The following is a 15,000-nucleotide window of genomic DNA, read 5'->3' as shown; positions in this document are numbered from 1 at the left end:
CACAGGTGGGCAGGGTGAGAATCCCAAGGCGCTTGAGAGAACTCGGGTGAAGGAACTAGGCAAAATGGTACCGTAACTTCGGGAGAAGGTACGCCTCGGCTGGTGATGGGACTTGCTCCCTGAGCTGGCCGAGGTCGCAGAGACCAGGCCGCTGCGACTGTTTATTAAAAACACAGCACTCTGCAAACTCGAAAGAGGACGTATAGGGTGTGACGCCTGCCCGGTGCCGGAAGGTTAATTGATGGGGTTATCTTCGGAGAAGCTCTTGATCGAAGCCCCGGTAAACGGCGGCCGTAACTATAACGGTCCTAAGGTAGCGAAATTCCTTGTCGGGTAAGTTCCGACCTGCACGAATGGCGTAACGATGGCGGCGCTGTCTCCACCCGAGACTCAGTGAAATTGAAATCGCAGTGAAGATGCTGTGTACCCGCGGCTAGACGGAAAGACCCCGTGAACCTTTACTACAGCTTCACACTGAACTTTGAACTTGTTTGTGTAGGATAGGTGGGAGGCTTTGAAACCGGGACGCCAGTCTCGGCGGAGCCATCCTTGAAATACCACCCTGGCAATTTTGGAGTTCTAACCCAGGCCTGTTATCCAGGTCGGGGACCGTGTGTGGTGGGTAGTTTGACTGGGGCGGTCTCCTCCCAAAGAGTAACGGAGGAGTGCGAAGGTACCCTCAGCGCGGTCGGAAATCGCGCGACGAGTGCAAAGGCATAAGGGTGCTTAACTGCGAGACAGACACGTCGAGCAGGTGCGAAAGCAGGTCTTAGTGATCCGGTGGTTCTGTATGGAAGGGCCATCGCTCAACGGATAAAAGGTACTCCGGGGATAACAGGCTGATACTGCCCAAGAGTCCATATCGACGGCAGTGTTTGGCACCTCGATGTCGGCTCATCACATCCTGGGGCTGAAGCAGGTCCCAAGGGTATGGCTGTTCGCCATTTAAAGTGGTACGCGAGCTGGGTTTAGAACGTCGTGAGACAGTTCGGTCCCTATCTGCCGTGGGCGTCGGAGATTTGACAGGATCTGTCCTTAGTACGAGAGGACCGGGATGGACGCACCTCTGGTGTTCCGGTTGTCACGCCAGTGGCATTGCCGGGTAGCTAAGTGCGGAAGGGATAACCGCTGAAAGCATCTAAGCGGGAAACCCACCTGAAGATGATATCTCCCTGGACCCTCGAGGTCCCTGTAGGGCCGTTGAAGACTACAACGTTGATAGGCTGGGTGTTGAAGCGCGGTAACGCGTGTAGCTAACCAGTACTAATTGCCCGTGAGGCTTGACCATATAACACCCAAAGTGTTGGTGGTCTCGTTTGACACATCGCTACGTACACAAGCCTAGAATGCATTCCGAATTTAGATGACGTGGAACAGTCCGCGTGGTCTAGCCAGTTTGTCTGGCGGCAATAGCGAGTAGGAACCACCCGATCCCATCCCGAACTCGGAAGTGAAACTGCTCTGCGCCGATGGTAGTGTGGGGTCTCCCCATGTGAGAGTAGGTCACCGCCAGGCATTAATCCGAAGCCCGGTCCCCTTTTTGGGGGCCGGGCTTTTTTTATGCGTGTTAGTCAGGCACCGTGTGCGGACGGTGAAGTCTGCTGCTGCGGCCCTTGGCCGGTTTGAAAGGGACGCAGGTGCCGAGACGGAGGCTGGGATGAGACAGAAGCGGACGGACGGAGGGTTGGTCCTGGTAGGGCTGGTCCTGCTCGGAATTGGACTCTATGCGATTTTCGGCGGACAGTTGGCTTTCACGCCCATTGCGCCGCGGGAGGGTTCCGGGTTTGGCGGGCCGGTGGCAACAGTCATTGGCGTGGCCTTCGTGATCGGGGGCCTGTATTTCCTTCGGGAGTCGCGCCGCTGATCACACTGGGCTTGGGACCACGTTGGAGAGCCGGCCTTGGTTTCCGACCGCAGCGTCAGGTGGCCGGAGGGGGCTGCGCCATGTGGGTTGATTGGCGCAGCCCTTCGACATGCGGCCGCGGCCGGGCTGACGTGACCGGGGGCACGGCGTTGGACCGGTAGTTGGAGTCAGGCTTGAGCCGTGGTTCGCCACGTGAAGCCGTAGTCCTGGGTTGCGATCTCGGGATCGGATGGTGAGGAGCCAAGGCCCTCGGCGAGCGCCTGGCATGCAAGCGTCTCGTGGTTGTTGTCACTCGACAAGTGCATACCGATCACATGGCGTAGCCTGGATCGATCGATGCGATGGAGAAGGTCGGTGGCCGCGTGATTCGGTAGGTGGCCGTACCCGCCCGCAATACGTCGCTTGAGCGACGCCGGGTACCGCCCGGCGGCGAGCATGGCAGGGTCGTGGTTGCACTCCAGTAGCAGGGCTTCGGCTGCATTGGCCACGTCGACCATGTGCGGGGAGATGTGGCCGGCATCCGTCATCAGGACCAGCCGGTGATCGCCGTCGGAAAACGCGAATTGGATGGGTTCGCGGGAGTCGTGCGGCACCGTGTACGGTTGCACCCAGGCGTCGTCGATCTCCAGCGGTGCATCCGCCTGGATCTCCTGGATGTGAGCAAAACCGGTGTCGCGGGCGGCCAATCGGGTGCCGGGGCTGGTAAATACGGTGAGGCCGTAACGCCGGGATAGCGGCGCGGTGGCGCCGATGTGGTCGGCGTGCTCATGGGTCACCAGGACGGCCGTCAGGTCCTGTGGGGTCAGGTCGACCCGGGACAGGCGGCGTTCCAGCTCCTGCATCGAGAATCCGCAATCCACCAGCAGGCGGGTGGCACCGATCTCGACCACCAGGGCGTTGCCGGAACTCCCGCTGCCCAGGGAGCAGAAGCGGATCATGGTGGCTGGGCTCGCCGCGTTCTAGCGAAGGATCTGCTGCTCGATCTGCTCCAGTACGAACTCGGCGTCACGGCGGCCAAGGGGCTCGCCATCGATGTCGCGCGCCTCGATTCGCAGATCGCCGTCGCCGATGTCGGTCAGGCGAATCTGATAACGCTCGTTCTCGCGACGATCACCGCCGCGCCCGAAGATCCGACTGAAGAAGCCGCCGCGTTCGCTCTCGCCGACCATGTCGGGGCGATAGGTCACCTCGAAGGTCCCCGTATTGCGGTCTTGCTCGTCCACCAGGAGGCCGGCGCGGTCCAGGTAGGTGCCCATCTGCGACCACATGCGGTTGAAGTCGCTGCCCGTCACCAGTACCGGGTGGCCTTCGTGTTCCGTCTGGTGCAGCTCGGTCGGACGGTCGCCAATGGTCTCGGCTACCCGGGTGCCGCCCTCGGGGGTCTCGCCCGTGGCGAGGTAGACACGCAGGCGATTAAGCATTTCGGCCTCGAGTTCGGGATCGGACGGGCGCATTGCCCAGCGCCAGGTCTCGCCCTCGGGTTCTTCGGTGGCCCTTCGGTGCGAGATGTAGATGGCTGAGCGGCCATTGTCGCGTTCGACGCGCAGGCGGTATTGGTCGCGCGTGTTGGCGTCGTACACGTTACCCAGCGCACGGGCGAAGATGTTCTGTGTGCCCCGCAGCGGAATCCCGGCGCGGTCTTCGGCCCATTCGGTCTCCATGACGCCGACCTGGGGTTCGTTGCGCTCCAGGCGCAGGTTCTGACTGTCCCAGAATGCGGTCAGGCGATCCCAGAGATCCTCCGGGGCCACCTCGACACTCAGCCAGCGGACGCTGCCTTCGCGCATCAGCTGGATCTCGGTCGATTCCGGAAGGACCCGGGCATCGCTGCGGACCGGCGCGGTTGCCCCGGTGGGCTGGCGCTGCTGCTGGCGGGCCGCGGAGTCTTGCTGCATCTCGCGGGCGCTGATCCGTTCGCCCGGGGCGTCCGGAATACGGTAGGCGCGTTCGCTGTCGGGCGCGATCAGGTCCGGTGGGACCTCGAGGTTGTCCATCTGCCGACTCATTTCGTACTCGGGGCCGGACTGGCGGTCGCCGGAGGTCGAGCACCCGGCGATGGCCAGGCCCGTAGCCAGGGCCAGGGCGGTGCGCGTCGCGTGACGGTGGAGCTTGGCAGACTGTTTCATGTCGGGGATCAGACCTCTATGCCGGCCTGGCGCATCGCGTCCAGGACCGGCGCATGGAAGGGTTCGGACAACGGAGTCAGAGGCAGGCGGATGCCTTCCTCCATGAGGCCCATGCGTTGCAGCGCCCATTTGACCGGAATCGGGTTGGCTTCGAGGAACAGGGCTGAATGCAGCCCGTCCAACTGGCGATTGATCTCGCGCGCCTCGTCGGGGCGGCCTTCGCGCACGGCGCGGCACATGGCGGCCATCAGTTGCGGTGCGACGTTGGCGGTGACAGAGATAACCCCGTGGCCGCCCGCGAGCAGAAAGGCCAGCCCGTTGCCGTCATCCCCACTGTAGAGGTCCAAGCGGTTGCCGACACGGGCGACCAGCTCGGCGGTGCGTTCGTTACTGGCCGAGGCTTCCTTGATCCCGATGATGTTCGGGATGTCGGCCAGACGCTCCACCGTCTCCGGCAACAGATCCACTGCGGTGCGGCCAGGCACGTTGTACAGGATCTGCGGGATGTCCACCGCTTCCGCAATGGCCTTGTGGTGCAGGTAAAGGCCTTCCTGGGTCGGCTTGTTGTAGTAGGGGGAGACCAGCAGGCAGGCATCCGCGCCGCCTTCCTTGGCGCAGCGGGTCAGGGCGATGGCCTCGCGCGTGGAGTTCGCCCCGGTACCCGCGATCACCGGCAGGCGCCCCGCGACGGTCTTCACCGTGTGGGCGATGGCCTCGCAGTGCTCGTCGAAATCGAGGGTCGCGGATTCGCCGGTGGTGCCGACGGCGACAATGGCATCGGTGCCGGCCTCGATGTGGAATTCCAGGAGCCGATCCAGGGCCGGCCAGTCCAGGCTGCCGTCCGCGTGCATCGGGGTCGCCAGTGCGACCATGCTGCCTTGAAACATCGACTCCTCCAACAACGGTAATGGTGCAGTCTAACGGGCGGGTGACAGGGCATTCAAGATTCCTTCGGCCGGGTGTTCGCCGTATCTCGTCTTTCGTGCACCCGGTCGCCTCCCCTGGCGGGGAGAGACGCGGATCAAGTCGCCCGGCTGCGTTGGCGCCGCCGGGGCAAGGTGGTATGTTGCGAGCCATCATGCCTGTTGCCGCTTTCACGCAGAGAACCCCCGGGTGCTTGCCCGCCCCTTGCCTCGCGCGCAGCCGGCGGGTGCCGCATGGCTGAGGTGGTTGGCGCGGGCACCCACACCCACTTGATCCTCAACCTGATCGGGCCCGATCAGCCCGGTCTGGTGTCCAGCGTGACCCGCGTGATCGCCGACACCGGCTGCAATCTCGAATCCAGTCGCATCACGGTCGTGGGTGGCTACTGCTGCATGGCGCTTAGCGCCAGTGGCAACTGGAAGACCCTGGGTACCCTGGAGTCCCGCCTGCAGCGCCTGGAGGCGGAGATGGGGCTGGTCGTGGTGGCCCGTCGCGGCCCGCTGGAGGAGCGCCCCGAGGCGGCGATGCCCTATGCCGTGGACGCAGTAGCCCTGGACACCCCGGGCCTGCTGAATGCCCTGGCCGATTTCTTTACCAGCCGTGGAGTGAACCTGCGCGACGTCCAGACCCGGGTGTACATTGCCCAGCAGACCGGGGCGCGCATGTTTGCGGCCAACATGGTCGTGGATATCCCCGCAGGGCAGCACCTGGCCAGCCTGCGCGGCGAGTTCATGGATTTCTGTGACGAACTGAACGTGGACGGCGTGCTGGACCCGATCAAGGCCTGAACCGGCCGGGCTCGCGTGGCGTCCGCGGTGGTCTTACGCTTTGAGACCCTCTACTCAAGGAGCAACGCCTGATGAGCATCGCAATCGACCAGCGGGTACCCGAGGACCTGCGTGTGCCGGCGACCGGCGACCAGACCATGGGGCCGGCCGACTTCAAGGGCCGCATCGTGGTCCTGTATTTTTACCCCAAGGACAGTACGCCCGGCTGCACCAACGAGAGCCGCGACTTTGCTGCCAACCAGGCCGCCTTTGACGCCGTCGGTGCAGTGATCCTCGGTGTCTCGCGCGACAGCGTGAAGAGCCACGAGAACTTCCGCGCCAAGCAGGAGTTGCCCTTCGATCTGTTGAGCGATGGCGACGAGACCCTGTGCGACGCCTTCGATGTCATCAAGATGAAGAACATGTACGGCAAGCAGGTGCGTGGTATCGAGCGCTCCACGTTCGTGATCGATGCCGATGGCGTGTTGCGCAAGGAGTGGCGCAAGGTGAAGGTGCCGGGCCATGTGGACGAGGTTCTCGCCGCGGTGCGCGAACTCGCAGGGAGCTGAGCCCCTCTTCCCCCACTTCGCCCCGGAGGTGTCATGAACGCGACCGCCCAGGATCCGAAACGCCTGCTCGTCCTGGACACCAATGTCCTGATGCACGACCCCACGGCGCTGTTCCGCTTCAAGGAACACGACATCTTCCTGCCCATGGTCGTGCTCGAGGAGCTCGACCGTGGCAAGAAGGGGGTTTCCGAAGTCGCGCGCAACGTACGCCAGGTCTCGCGCTTCATTGACGAGCTCACCACCGGCGCCCAGCACGAGCAGATCGCCGCCGGGTTGCCGCTGCAGGCGGATTCGCTCAGCGAGTCGACGTTCGCGCCCACCGGGCGCCTGTTCTTTCAGACCCGCAACCTGTCCTCCAGCCTGCCGGCCTCGCTGCCGGGCACCTCGGCCGACAATGACATCCTCGCCACTGCCCAGGCGCTGAAGACCGAGTATCCCGACACCCCGGTGACGCTGGTATCCAAGGACATCAACCTGCGCATCAAGGCCACGGTGATCGGCCTGCACGCGGAGGACTACTACAACGATCAGGTGCTGGACGACGTCAGCCTGCTGTTCTCCGGCATGACCGAACTGCCAGCGGACTTCTGGGAGACCCACGGTGCCAAGATGGACTCCTGGCAGGAGTCCGGCCGCACCTACTATCGCGTGACCGGCCCGCTGGTGGCCGAGTGGCAGCCCAACCAGTTCGTCTACCGCGAGGGCGAGAACCCGCTGTCCGCGATCGTGCTGGAGATCGACCAGCCGAACGAATCCGCGGTAATCGAGCTGGTCGACGACTACATGACCCCGCGCCACAGCGTCTGGGGCATCAACGCCCGCAATCGCGAGCAGAACTACGCCCTGAACCTGCTGATGGACCCGGAGGTGGACTTCGTCTCCCTGCTGGGGGCCGCCGGTACCGGCAAGACCCTGCTGACCCTGGCCGCCGGGCTCGCGCAGACGCTGGAGGACAACACCTACAAGGAGATCATCATGACCCGGGTCACGGTCCCGGTGGGCGAGGATATCGGCTTCCTGCCCGGGACCGAAGAGGAAAAGATGACCCCCTGGATGGGAGCGCTGATGGACAACCTCGAGGTGCTGGCCAAGTCCGAGGGCGCCGGGGACTGGGGGCGCATGGCCACCAACGACGTGCTGACCAGCCGCATCAAGATCCGCTCGCTGAACTTCATGCGCGGGCGTACCTTCCTCAACCGCTACATCATCCTTGACGAGGCGCAGAACCTGACCTCCAAGCAGATGAAGACCCTGATCACTCGTGCCGGACCGGGGACCAAGGTGGTCGCGCTGGGGAATATCGCGCAGATCGACACCCCGTACCTGACCGAAACTTCCAGCGGACTGACCTATGTAGTGGACCGGTTCCGCAACTGGACCCACAGCGGCCACATCACGCTGACACGCGGGGAGCGCTCACGGCTGGCGGACTACGCCTCGAATCACTTGTAGATGTCGGGAAGACAAACGCGGGGGCGGCAACGGAGCGGGAAACGGGCACCGTCATTGCAAGGAGCGAAGCGGTGGCAAAGGAGCGCGAAATGGGCACCGTCATTGCGAGGCCCTGCAGGGGCCGTGGCAATCTCCGGAAGCTCGCGCTGAGCAAGATACTGAACCAGATGATTCCGGACGGAGATCGCCACGTCGCTCCGCTCCTCGCAATGACGGTGCCAGTTGCGAGGAATGGGCTCAGCCGTCTTCGCTGTAGCGCACGCAGGCGCGGTCGGTCTCCCACAGGGTCAGCGCGTGCATGCGCAGGCCCGGGCGGTTCAGGCGTCCGGCCATTTCCCGGTAGAACCACTGGGCAATGTTCTCGGCCGTGGGGTTGACCGTGTCGAACGGCGGGACGTCGTTCAGGTAGCGGTGATCCAGCTGCCCGGCGATCTCGCGCGCGGCGGTCTTGACCACCTTGAAGTCCACCGCCATGCCGGAATCGTCCAGGGTCTCGGCCTGGACCTCGGCCTCCACCTTCCAGTTGTGCCCGTGCATGTTCGCGCACTGCCCCGGGTAGTCGCGCAGGGTATGCGCGGAGGCAAAGTCGGTCAGGACGCGAAGGGTGTAACGGGCACTCATGATCGTTTTCCGGGCGAGCGGCCATGGCGGCCGGGTTTTGATTAGCCCGCGAAGCCTATCCGGCTGCCGTCGTCCGCGCAATTCTCCAGCCCGAAGGCGTGGCGAATCGTGGCCAGTACGCCGGCCGTGTCGAGGCCGCAATCGGCGAGGATCTGCTCGCGCGAGCCATGCTCGGTGAAGGCATCCGGGATGCCCAGTACCTGGCAGGGCCGGGTCAGCTCTTCGGCCGAGAGCCACTCCAGTACTGCGCTGCCGGCACCACCGGCGCGCGCATGATCCTCGAGCGTCACGAAGCCCTGGTGGCTGGCGGCCAGTTGCGCCAGCAGCGCCGTATCCAGGGGCTTGATGAAGCGCATGTTGACCACGGTGGCATCCAGCGCCTCGCCGGCCGCCAGGGCGGTCTCCAGCAGCGCGCCGAAGCTGAGGATGGCCAGACCCCGGCCCTCGCGCACGACCTCGGCGCGCCCGACCGGCAATGTTTCCAGATCCTCGCTGCCGCCCTCCGGCAGTTCGCCGGGCCCGCCACCGCGCGGATAGCGCACCGCCGCCGGGCCGTCGTGGGCGAAGCCGGTGGACAGCATCTGGCGACACTCGCGCTCGTTGGCGGGTGCCATCAGCAGCAGGTTGGGGACCGTGCGCAGCAGGGCCGTGTCGAAGGTGCCGGCATGGGTCGGGCCATCGGCGCCGACGATTCCGGCACGATCCACGGCGAACAGCACCGGCAGATTCTGGAGTGCGACGTCGTGGATCACCTGATCCATGGCGCGCTGCAGGAAGGTCGAGTAGATCGCAACCACGGGCTTCTGGCCCTCGCAGGCCATGCCCGCGGCCAGGGTGACGGCATGCTGCTCGGCGATCCCGACGTCGAAATAGCGCTGTGGAAATTGTTCGGAGAACGCGACCAGTCCGGAACCCTCGCGCATGGCCGGGGTGATACCCAGCAGGCGATTGTCGGCCGTGGCCTGGTCGCACAGCCACTGGCTGAAGATGTCGGTGTAGGTTGGGGGCTTCGGGGCGGACGGGGCGAGGCCGTTTTCCGGCTCGAACTTGGACACGCCATGGTAGCGGCAGGGGTCTTCCTCCGCCGGTGCATAGCCCTGGCCCTTGCGGGTAACCACGTGCAGCAGCTGCGGCCCGTGGGTGCCGCGCAGGTTCTTCAGGATCGAGACCAGCCCGTTCACGTCGTGGCCGTCCACCGGGCCGAAGTAGCGAAAGCCCAGTTCCTCGAACAGCGTGCCGGGCACGAACATGCCCTTCATGTGTTCCTCGGCGCGCTGGGCGAAGGCCTTCATCGGCGGGACGAACTCCAGCATGCGCTTGGAGCCCTCGCGCATCGAGCTGTATAGCGGGCCGGACAGCAGTCGGGTGAAGTACTGATTGAGTGCGCCGACGTTGGGCGAGATCGACATATCGTTGTCGTTCAGGATCACCAGCAGGTTGCAGTCGAGATCGCCGATGTGGTTCAGCGCCTCGAAGGCCATGCCCGCGGTCATCGCGCCGTCGCCGATTACGGCCACGTGGCGCCGGTCCAGCCCGGCGTGCTTCGCCGCCAGGGCCATGCCGGCGGCAGCGCTGATGGAGGTGCTGGAGTGCCCCGCCCCGAAGGCGTCGTATTCGCTCTCCGCGCGTTTGGGGAAGCCGGCCAGGCCCCCGTACTGGCGCAGATGGGCCATGTCGGCCCGGCGTCCGGTCAGGATCTTGTGGGCGTAGGCCTGATGGCCGACGTCCCAGACGATGCGGTCGTCGGGGGTGTTAAACGCGTAGTGCAGCGCGATCGCGAGTTCCACCGTGCCGAGGTTGGCAGCGAGATGGCCGCCGGTGCGCGAGACGCTCTCGATCAGGAATTGACGCAGTTCGTCGGCCACCCCGGTGAGGTCCGAGGCCGGGCGTTCCCGCAGGTCGGCGGGCCATTCGATTGCATCCAGCAGGGGTGTGGGGGTCATCTAGGCGGGCCGGTTCAATTCATGCGATCGACGATGTACCGCGCCAGGAAGCGAAGCAAGTCCGCCTCCTGACCGAAGGGTTGCAGCTCGGTCAGTGCCTCGTCGACCAGCGCCACCGCCCGCTCGCGCGAGGCCTCCAGGCCCTGCAGCGAGGGGAAGGTGGGCTTGTGCAGGCGGGCATCGGCGCCACAGGCCTTGCCCAGGATCTCGGGGTCGCCTTCCACGTCGAGGACGTCGTCACGGATCTGGAAGGCCAGGCCGATGCATTCGGCGTAGCGTGTCAGGCGTTCCAGGGCGTCGGGGTCGGGCGTGCCGGCCAGCGCCCCCAGCCGCACCGAGGCGCGGATCAGGGCGCCGGTCTTCAGCCGGTGCATGCGTTCCAGTTCCGGCAGGTCGATGGGCTGGCCGCAGGCCCCGAGGTCGATCGCCTGGCCACCGGCCATGCCGTGCAGGCCGGCGGCGCGCGCGAGCTCGCGCACCGCGTTCAGCCCGGTCGGCGCGGGCAATTCCGCGACGCCATCGGTCAGGATGTCGAAGGCCAGGGCCTGCAAGGCATCCCCGGCGAGGATGGCGGTCGCCTCGTCGAAGGCCTTGTGGCAGGTCGGGCGGCCGCGACGCAGGTCGTCATCGTCCATCGCCGGAAGGTCATCGTGGATCAGCGAATAGACGTGGATCATCTCCACCGCTGCGGCCATCGCATCCAGCGCCGATTCCGGGGCGCCGGTCGTGCGCCCGGCCGCGTAGACCAGGACCGGGCGCAGGCGCTTGCCGCCGGACAGCGTGGCGTAGCGCATCGCCTCGATCAGGCGGGCGTCGGGGGCGCCGCCCGTGCCCAGGTGGCGGTCGAGGACGGCCTCGATGCGATGCTGGTATTCGTTCAGGGCCTGCTCGGGGGCGGTGGCGGTCAATGGCGGCTCGCTAGAACGGGACATCGGGGTCCGTCGTATCGTGCGGCTCCGGTGTTCGGGGAACATGGGTGCTTGCGTGATGGTCATTCTGGGCAGTGGTGCCGGAAGGTGCTTCCTGGGCCAGTGCCTCGATCCGGCGCTGGGCATCGTCGAGCGCCAGCTGGCAGCGGTTGACCAGTTCCATGCCACGCTGGAATTCGCCCAGCGACTGCTCCAGGCCGAGCTCGCCGGACTCCATCCGGGCGACCAGGGCCTCCAGGGCCTCCAGGCTGGCTTCGAATTCCGCCGGGCTGTCGGCGCTGGGCGAGTCGGTCATGATGGATTACCGGGTCGAAAAGGTGAGAAAGTATCCGATCCGCTGCGGCGAGGAAAGGCGTGGCACACGGCAGCCCTTGTTTATGGCGCCACCGCCCCCATAATCCGGGGGGCTTCCGGTTGACACTGAACCGGGTGCCGACTAGAGTTTTCGTACGGTTTAGACCGAGTCTAAACGCCCGTCTGCACAGGCATTCCTGTGGTTGTGTAGAACTTATCCAGAGAGAAGGAGAGCACCATGGACCTGAAAGGCAGCAAGACCGAAGAAGCCCTGAAAGAGGCCTTTGCCGGCGAATCGATGGCCAACCGCCGTTACCTGTACTTCGCTTCCAAGGCCGACGTGGAAGGCTACAACGACGTCGCCACCGTGTTCCGTTCCACCGCGGAAGGTGAAACCGGCCACGCCCACGGTCACCTCGAGTACCTCGAGAGCTGCGGCGATCCGGCCACCGGCCTGGAGTTCGGCCCCACCTCCGCCAACCTGAAGACCGCCGTCGCCGGCGAGACCCACGAGTACACCGATATGTACCCGGGCATGGCCAAGACCGCCCGCGACGAAGGCTTCGACGAAGTCGCCGACTGGTTCGAAACCCTCGCCAAGGCGGAGCGTTCCCACGCCAACCGCTTCCAGAAGGCGCTGGACCAGCTGGACGACTGATCGTCTCGCAGTGCTGGAAGTACACGGGGCCGGTCCGCCGGCCCCGTTTTCCGGGAGATACGGAACAGCCTGTGGCGTGGCTGAATGCAGTTCACCTCGCATGCTGTTCCGTGTTTCCCTCGAAGCATCGTACTGATACGTACACCGGAGGGATGCATGTCTGCGCCGACGCACCAACGTGAAGGAAGTCTCGAAGCCCCGACCCGTCATCCGCTGGACTGGAAGAACCCGGAGTTCTACAACGAGGAATCGCTGTTCAGCGAACTGGAACGGGTCTTTGATATCTGTCACGGCTGCCGTCGTTGCGTAAGCCTGTGCAACTCCTTCCCCACCCTGTTCGACCTGGTCGACGAATCCGAGACCCTGGAGGTCGACGGGGTCGACAAGAAGGATTACTGGCAGGTCGTCGATCACTGCTACCTGTGTGATCTGTGCTACCTGACCAAGTGTCCCTATGTGCCGCCGCACGAGTGGAACGTGGACTTCCCGCACCTGATGTTGCGGGCCAAGGCCTTCCGTTTCCAGAACGAGGGCGCCAAGACCTCGCACAAGCTGATGTCCAGCACGGACATGGTCGGCAAGCTGGCGGGCATCCCGGTGGTCGCCGGCGCGGTCAATGCCGCGAACAAGAACGGCGCGGTGCGCAAGATGCTGGACAAGACCATGGGCGTGCACCCGGACGCCCCGGTCCCCGAGTACCACTCCAGCAAGGGCCGCTCGCGCGTTGCCAAGACCGCGAAGGGTGTCAGTAACCCCGAGCCGGCCGGTGCCACCCAGGGCAAAGTCGCCCTCTACGCGACCTGCTACGGAAACTACAACGAGCCGCATCTGGTCGAGGACCTGGTCAAGGTCTTCGAGCACAACGGTATCGAGGTTACCCTGGTCGAGAAGGAACAGTGCTGTGGCATGCCCAAGCTGGAGCTGGGCGACCTGAAGTCGGTAGAGGCCTCCAAGGACGCCAACATCCCGGCAATGAAGCGCATGATCGACCAGGGCTATGACATCGTGGCCCCGGTGCCGTCCTGCGTGCTGATGTTCAAGCAGGAACTGCCGCTGATGTTCCCGGACGACGCCGATGTGATCGCGGTACGCGACCGCATCTTCGACCCGTTCGAGTACCTGATGGAGCGGCACAAGGACGGCAAGCTGAATACCGATTTCCCCGAGAAGCTTGGCAAGATCGCCTACCACGCCGCCTGCCACCTGCGGGTGCAGAACATGGGTCTGAAGACCCGTGATCTGCTCAAACTGGTGCCGGAGACCGAGATCGACGTGATCGAGCGCTGCTCCGGACACGACGGCACCTACGGGGTGAAAAGCGAATTCTACGAGACGGCATCCAAGATCTGCCGTCCGGTGGTCAGCCGCGTGCAGAAGGCCGAGTCCGACCACTACTCGAGCGATTGCCCGATGGCCGGCCACATGATCGAGAACGGGCTGCAGGGCAAGGGCGAGGACAAGGCGCCCGAGCATCCGCTAACCCTTCTGCGCCAGGCGTATGGCCTGTAAGGCTGCCGGGCGGCATATCAGGACCAGCAAGGGCGTGAACGAACGCCCGCGAACGGAGAGAGCCCATGGCGAGTGACAGCTACCACGAACCGGTCGAGGAACTGAGCGACGAGTCGCGCGAGATGCATCGCGCGATCGTCTCGTTGATGGAAGAACTCGAGGCGGTGGACTGGTACCAGCAGCGCATCGACGGCTGCAAGGACGAAGAGCTCAAGGCGATCCTTGCGCACAACCGCGACGAGGAGATCGAGCACGCCGCGATGGTGCTGGAATGGATCCGTCGGCATAACCCGGTGTTCGATCACGAACTGAAAGACAACCTCTGGTCCGACAAGGACTACACGAAGACGGGGCATCACGATCACTGAGATGTGCTGATCCTGACGGACCCGTCCGGCGCGAAGGAGGTATCGAGATGAAGATGGAGGCAAGTGTGGACAAGCTGAGTCGTGAAGACCTGTATTCGCTGGAGAAGTACCACGAGATGCGGCCCCAGTTCCGCGCCGAGGTGATGCAGCACAAACGCAATCGCGTCGTGCAGGTGGGCCCGGCCGTGAGCCTGCACTTCGAGGATCGCAAGACGATGCAGTACCAGATCCAGGAGATGCTGCGGGTCGAGAAGATCTTCGACGCCGAGGGCATCCAGGAAGAGCTGGATTCCTACAACCCCTTGATCCCGGACGGCTCCAACTGGAAGGCGACCATGATGGTCGAGTATCCGGACGTGGACGAGCGCAAGGTGCAGCTGTCCAAGCTGATCGGGATCGAGCGCAAGACTTATGTGCAGGTCGAAGGGCATGACAAGGTCTACCCGATCGCGAACGAGGACCTCGAGCGCGAGACGGACGACAAGACCTCGTCGGTGCACTTCCTGCGCTTCGAGTTGACGCCGGAGATGGTCGCGGCGGCGAAGTCGGGTGCGGCCATTGCCATGGGTGTGGAGCACGAGAACTACAACCACCGGCTGGACGCGGTCGCCGAAGGCACCCGCGAGTCGCTGGCCGCCGATCTCGACGCCATCAACTAACGCCGCGCGCTCCCGCGCATCGCAAAGGCGCCTCCGGGCGCCTTTTTTGTGCCTCCGTGTTGCCGGCGAACAGGCTGACCGTGGCCCGAAATCCGGTGTTTACATGCCTTCGCCCAGCCGCCTGCCCTGTTGTGGCTAGGCCGGGTTCGTCATCTGGTGTTTACGGTGCGTTCGTCTGGCCGCCTGCCAGGCGCTGACTCGCCAGCGCGCCGCGAGGTCCTTTCTTGCTTGTCCAAGAAAGGACCCAAAGAAGGACACCCGGATTCCGCCCGGGAACCTTGCTCCAGGGCCCTCGGGCCGGCGGCGCTGAACTCGCT

Annotated in this window: 15 protein-coding genes and 2 rRNA genes (1 of these 17 only partly in view); 10 read left to right on the top strand and 7 right to left on the bottom strand. The window is 64.5% G+C overall.

Annotated features, from left to right (window positions below; genetic code table 11):
- The 3 genes from D579_RS0107705 to D579_RS0107695 form a co-directional block, all read left to right on the top strand.
- A 23S ribosomal RNA gene (locus D579_RS0107705) occupies positions 1 to 1,288 on the top strand; it begins 1,591 nt to the left of the window's first position.
- Between the two features lie 111 nt (positions 1,289 to 1,399).
- Positions 1,400 to 1,515, top strand: a 5S ribosomal RNA gene (gene rrf, locus D579_RS0107700).
- A 142-nt stretch (positions 1,516 to 1,657) separates the two neighbouring features.
- A complete protein-coding gene (locus D579_RS0107695) occupies positions 1,658 to 1,864 on the top strand; it encodes a hypothetical protein (protein ID WP_018145297.1) in 207 nt (68 codons plus the stop codon).
- Positions 1,865 to 2,031: 167 nt separating this feature from the next.
- Here the strand turns inward: D579_RS0107695 and D579_RS0107690 are convergent, their stop codons facing one another.
- Genes D579_RS0107690 through dapA form a run of 3 tightly spaced genes read right to left on the bottom strand, consistent with a single transcriptional unit; the run spans position 2,032 to position 4,877 of the window.
- Complete coding sequence (locus tag D579_RS0107690) at positions 2,032 to 2,802, bottom strand: MBL fold metallo-hydrolase (protein ID WP_018951616.1); 771 nt, start codon at positions 2,800 to 2,802, stop codon at positions 2,032 to 2,034.
- A gap of 21 nt (positions 2,803 to 2,823) precedes the next feature.
- A complete protein-coding gene (bamC, locus tag D579_RS0107685; RefSeq protein WP_018937258.1) occupies positions 2,824 to 3,990 on the bottom strand; it encodes an outer membrane protein assembly factor BamC in 1,167 nt (388 codons plus the stop codon).
- An 8-nt stretch (positions 3,991 to 3,998) separates the two neighbouring features.
- Positions 3,999 to 4,877: a 4-hydroxy-tetrahydrodipicolinate synthase gene (gene dapA / locus D579_RS0107680; protein WP_018145300.1), complete on the bottom strand. Its 879-nt coding sequence runs from the start codon at positions 4,875 to 4,877 to the stop codon at positions 3,999 to 4,001.
- Positions 4,878 to 5,147: 270 nt separating this feature from the next.
- On the opposite strand from dapA, the gene D579_RS0107675 reads away from it, so the two are divergent.
- The 3 genes from D579_RS0107675 to D579_RS0107665 all read left to right on the top strand — a co-directional run bounded on the left by D579_RS0107675 (position 5,148) and on the right by D579_RS0107665 (position 7,702).
- The gene (locus D579_RS0107675; protein WP_018937257.1) at positions 5,148 to 5,702 is read left to right on the top strand and encodes a glycine cleavage system protein R; all 555 of its coding nucleotides are present in this window, start codon (positions 5,148 to 5,150) and stop codon (positions 5,700 to 5,702) included.
- Positions 5,703 to 5,773: 71 nt separating this feature from the next.
- Entirely contained in the window at positions 5,774 to 6,250 is a 477-nt protein-coding gene (locus tag D579_RS0107670) for a peroxiredoxin (RefSeq protein ID WP_018951615.1), read from the top strand.
- Between the two features lie 33 nt (positions 6,251 to 6,283).
- Positions 6,284 to 7,702 (top strand): PhoH family protein, encoded by a 1,419-nt coding sequence (locus D579_RS0107665; RefSeq protein ID WP_018937255.1) that lies wholly within the window; start codon positions 6,284 to 6,286, stop codon positions 7,700 to 7,702.
- Between the two features lie 237 nt (positions 7,703 to 7,939).
- Here D579_RS0107665 and queD read toward each other — a convergent pair whose 3' ends face one another.
- From queD to D579_RS0107645, 4 genes are read right to left on the bottom strand one after another with little or no spacing between them, the layout of a single operon-like run.
- Positions 7,940 to 8,323: a 6-carboxytetrahydropterin synthase QueD gene (gene queD / locus D579_RS0107660; RefSeq protein ID WP_018145304.1), complete on the bottom strand. Its 384-nt coding sequence runs from the start codon at positions 8,321 to 8,323 to the stop codon at positions 7,940 to 7,942.
- 41 nt (positions 8,324 to 8,364) lie between these two features.
- Positions 8,365 to 10,266 (bottom strand): 1-deoxy-D-xylulose-5-phosphate synthase, encoded by a 1,902-nt coding sequence (dxs, locus tag D579_RS0107655; RefSeq protein WP_018951614.1) that lies wholly within the window; start codon positions 10,264 to 10,266, stop codon positions 8,365 to 8,367.
- Between the two features lie 14 nt (positions 10,267 to 10,280).
- Entirely contained in the window at positions 10,281 to 11,174 is an 894-nt protein-coding gene (gene ispA / locus D579_RS0107650; RefSeq protein WP_018951613.1) for a (2E,6E)-farnesyl diphosphate synthase, read from the bottom strand.
- A gap of 10 nt (positions 11,175 to 11,184) precedes the next feature.
- Positions 11,185 to 11,490, bottom strand: a complete 306-nt coding sequence (locus D579_RS0107645; RefSeq protein ID WP_018951612.1) for an exodeoxyribonuclease VII small subunit — start codon at positions 11,488 to 11,490, stop codon at positions 11,185 to 11,187.
- 237 nt (positions 11,491 to 11,727) lie between these two features.
- Between D579_RS0107645 and D579_RS0107640 the strand changes: the two genes are divergently transcribed.
- The 4 genes from D579_RS0107640 to D579_RS0107625 all read left to right on the top strand — a co-directional run bounded on the left by D579_RS0107640 (position 11,728) and on the right by D579_RS0107625 (position 14,683).
- The gene (locus D579_RS0107640; protein ID WP_018145308.1) at positions 11,728 to 12,147 is read left to right on the top strand and encodes a rubrerythrin family protein; all 420 of its coding nucleotides are present in this window, start codon (positions 11,728 to 11,730) and stop codon (positions 12,145 to 12,147) included.
- Positions 12,148 to 12,303: 156 nt separating this feature from the next.
- The gene (locus D579_RS0107635) at positions 12,304 to 13,656 is read left to right on the top strand and encodes a heterodisulfide reductase-related iron-sulfur binding cluster (RefSeq protein ID WP_018145309.1); all 1,353 of its coding nucleotides are present in this window, start codon (positions 12,304 to 12,306) and stop codon (positions 13,654 to 13,656) included.
- A gap of 65 nt (positions 13,657 to 13,721) precedes the next feature.
- A complete protein-coding gene (locus tag D579_RS0107630; RefSeq protein ID WP_017940767.1) occupies positions 13,722 to 14,024 on the top strand; it encodes an encapsulin-associated ferritin-like protein in 303 nt (100 codons plus the stop codon).
- A gap of 47 nt (positions 14,025 to 14,071) precedes the next feature.
- The gene (locus D579_RS0107625) at positions 14,072 to 14,683 is read left to right on the top strand and encodes a DUF3501 family protein (RefSeq protein ID WP_018169074.1); all 612 of its coding nucleotides are present in this window, start codon (positions 14,072 to 14,074) and stop codon (positions 14,681 to 14,683) included.
- The last annotated feature ends 317 nt before the right edge of the window (positions 14,684 to 15,000 follow it).

It is taken from the genome of Thioalkalivibrio sp. AKL12 (assembly GCF_000377925.1).
Taxonomy (GTDB): domain Bacteria; phylum Pseudomonadota; class Gammaproteobacteria; order Ectothiorhodospirales; family Ectothiorhodospiraceae; genus Thioalkalivibrio; species Thioalkalivibrio versutus.
Note: the sequence above shows the minus strand (reverse complement) of the source record. Positions and strands in the feature narration are given on the sequence as shown.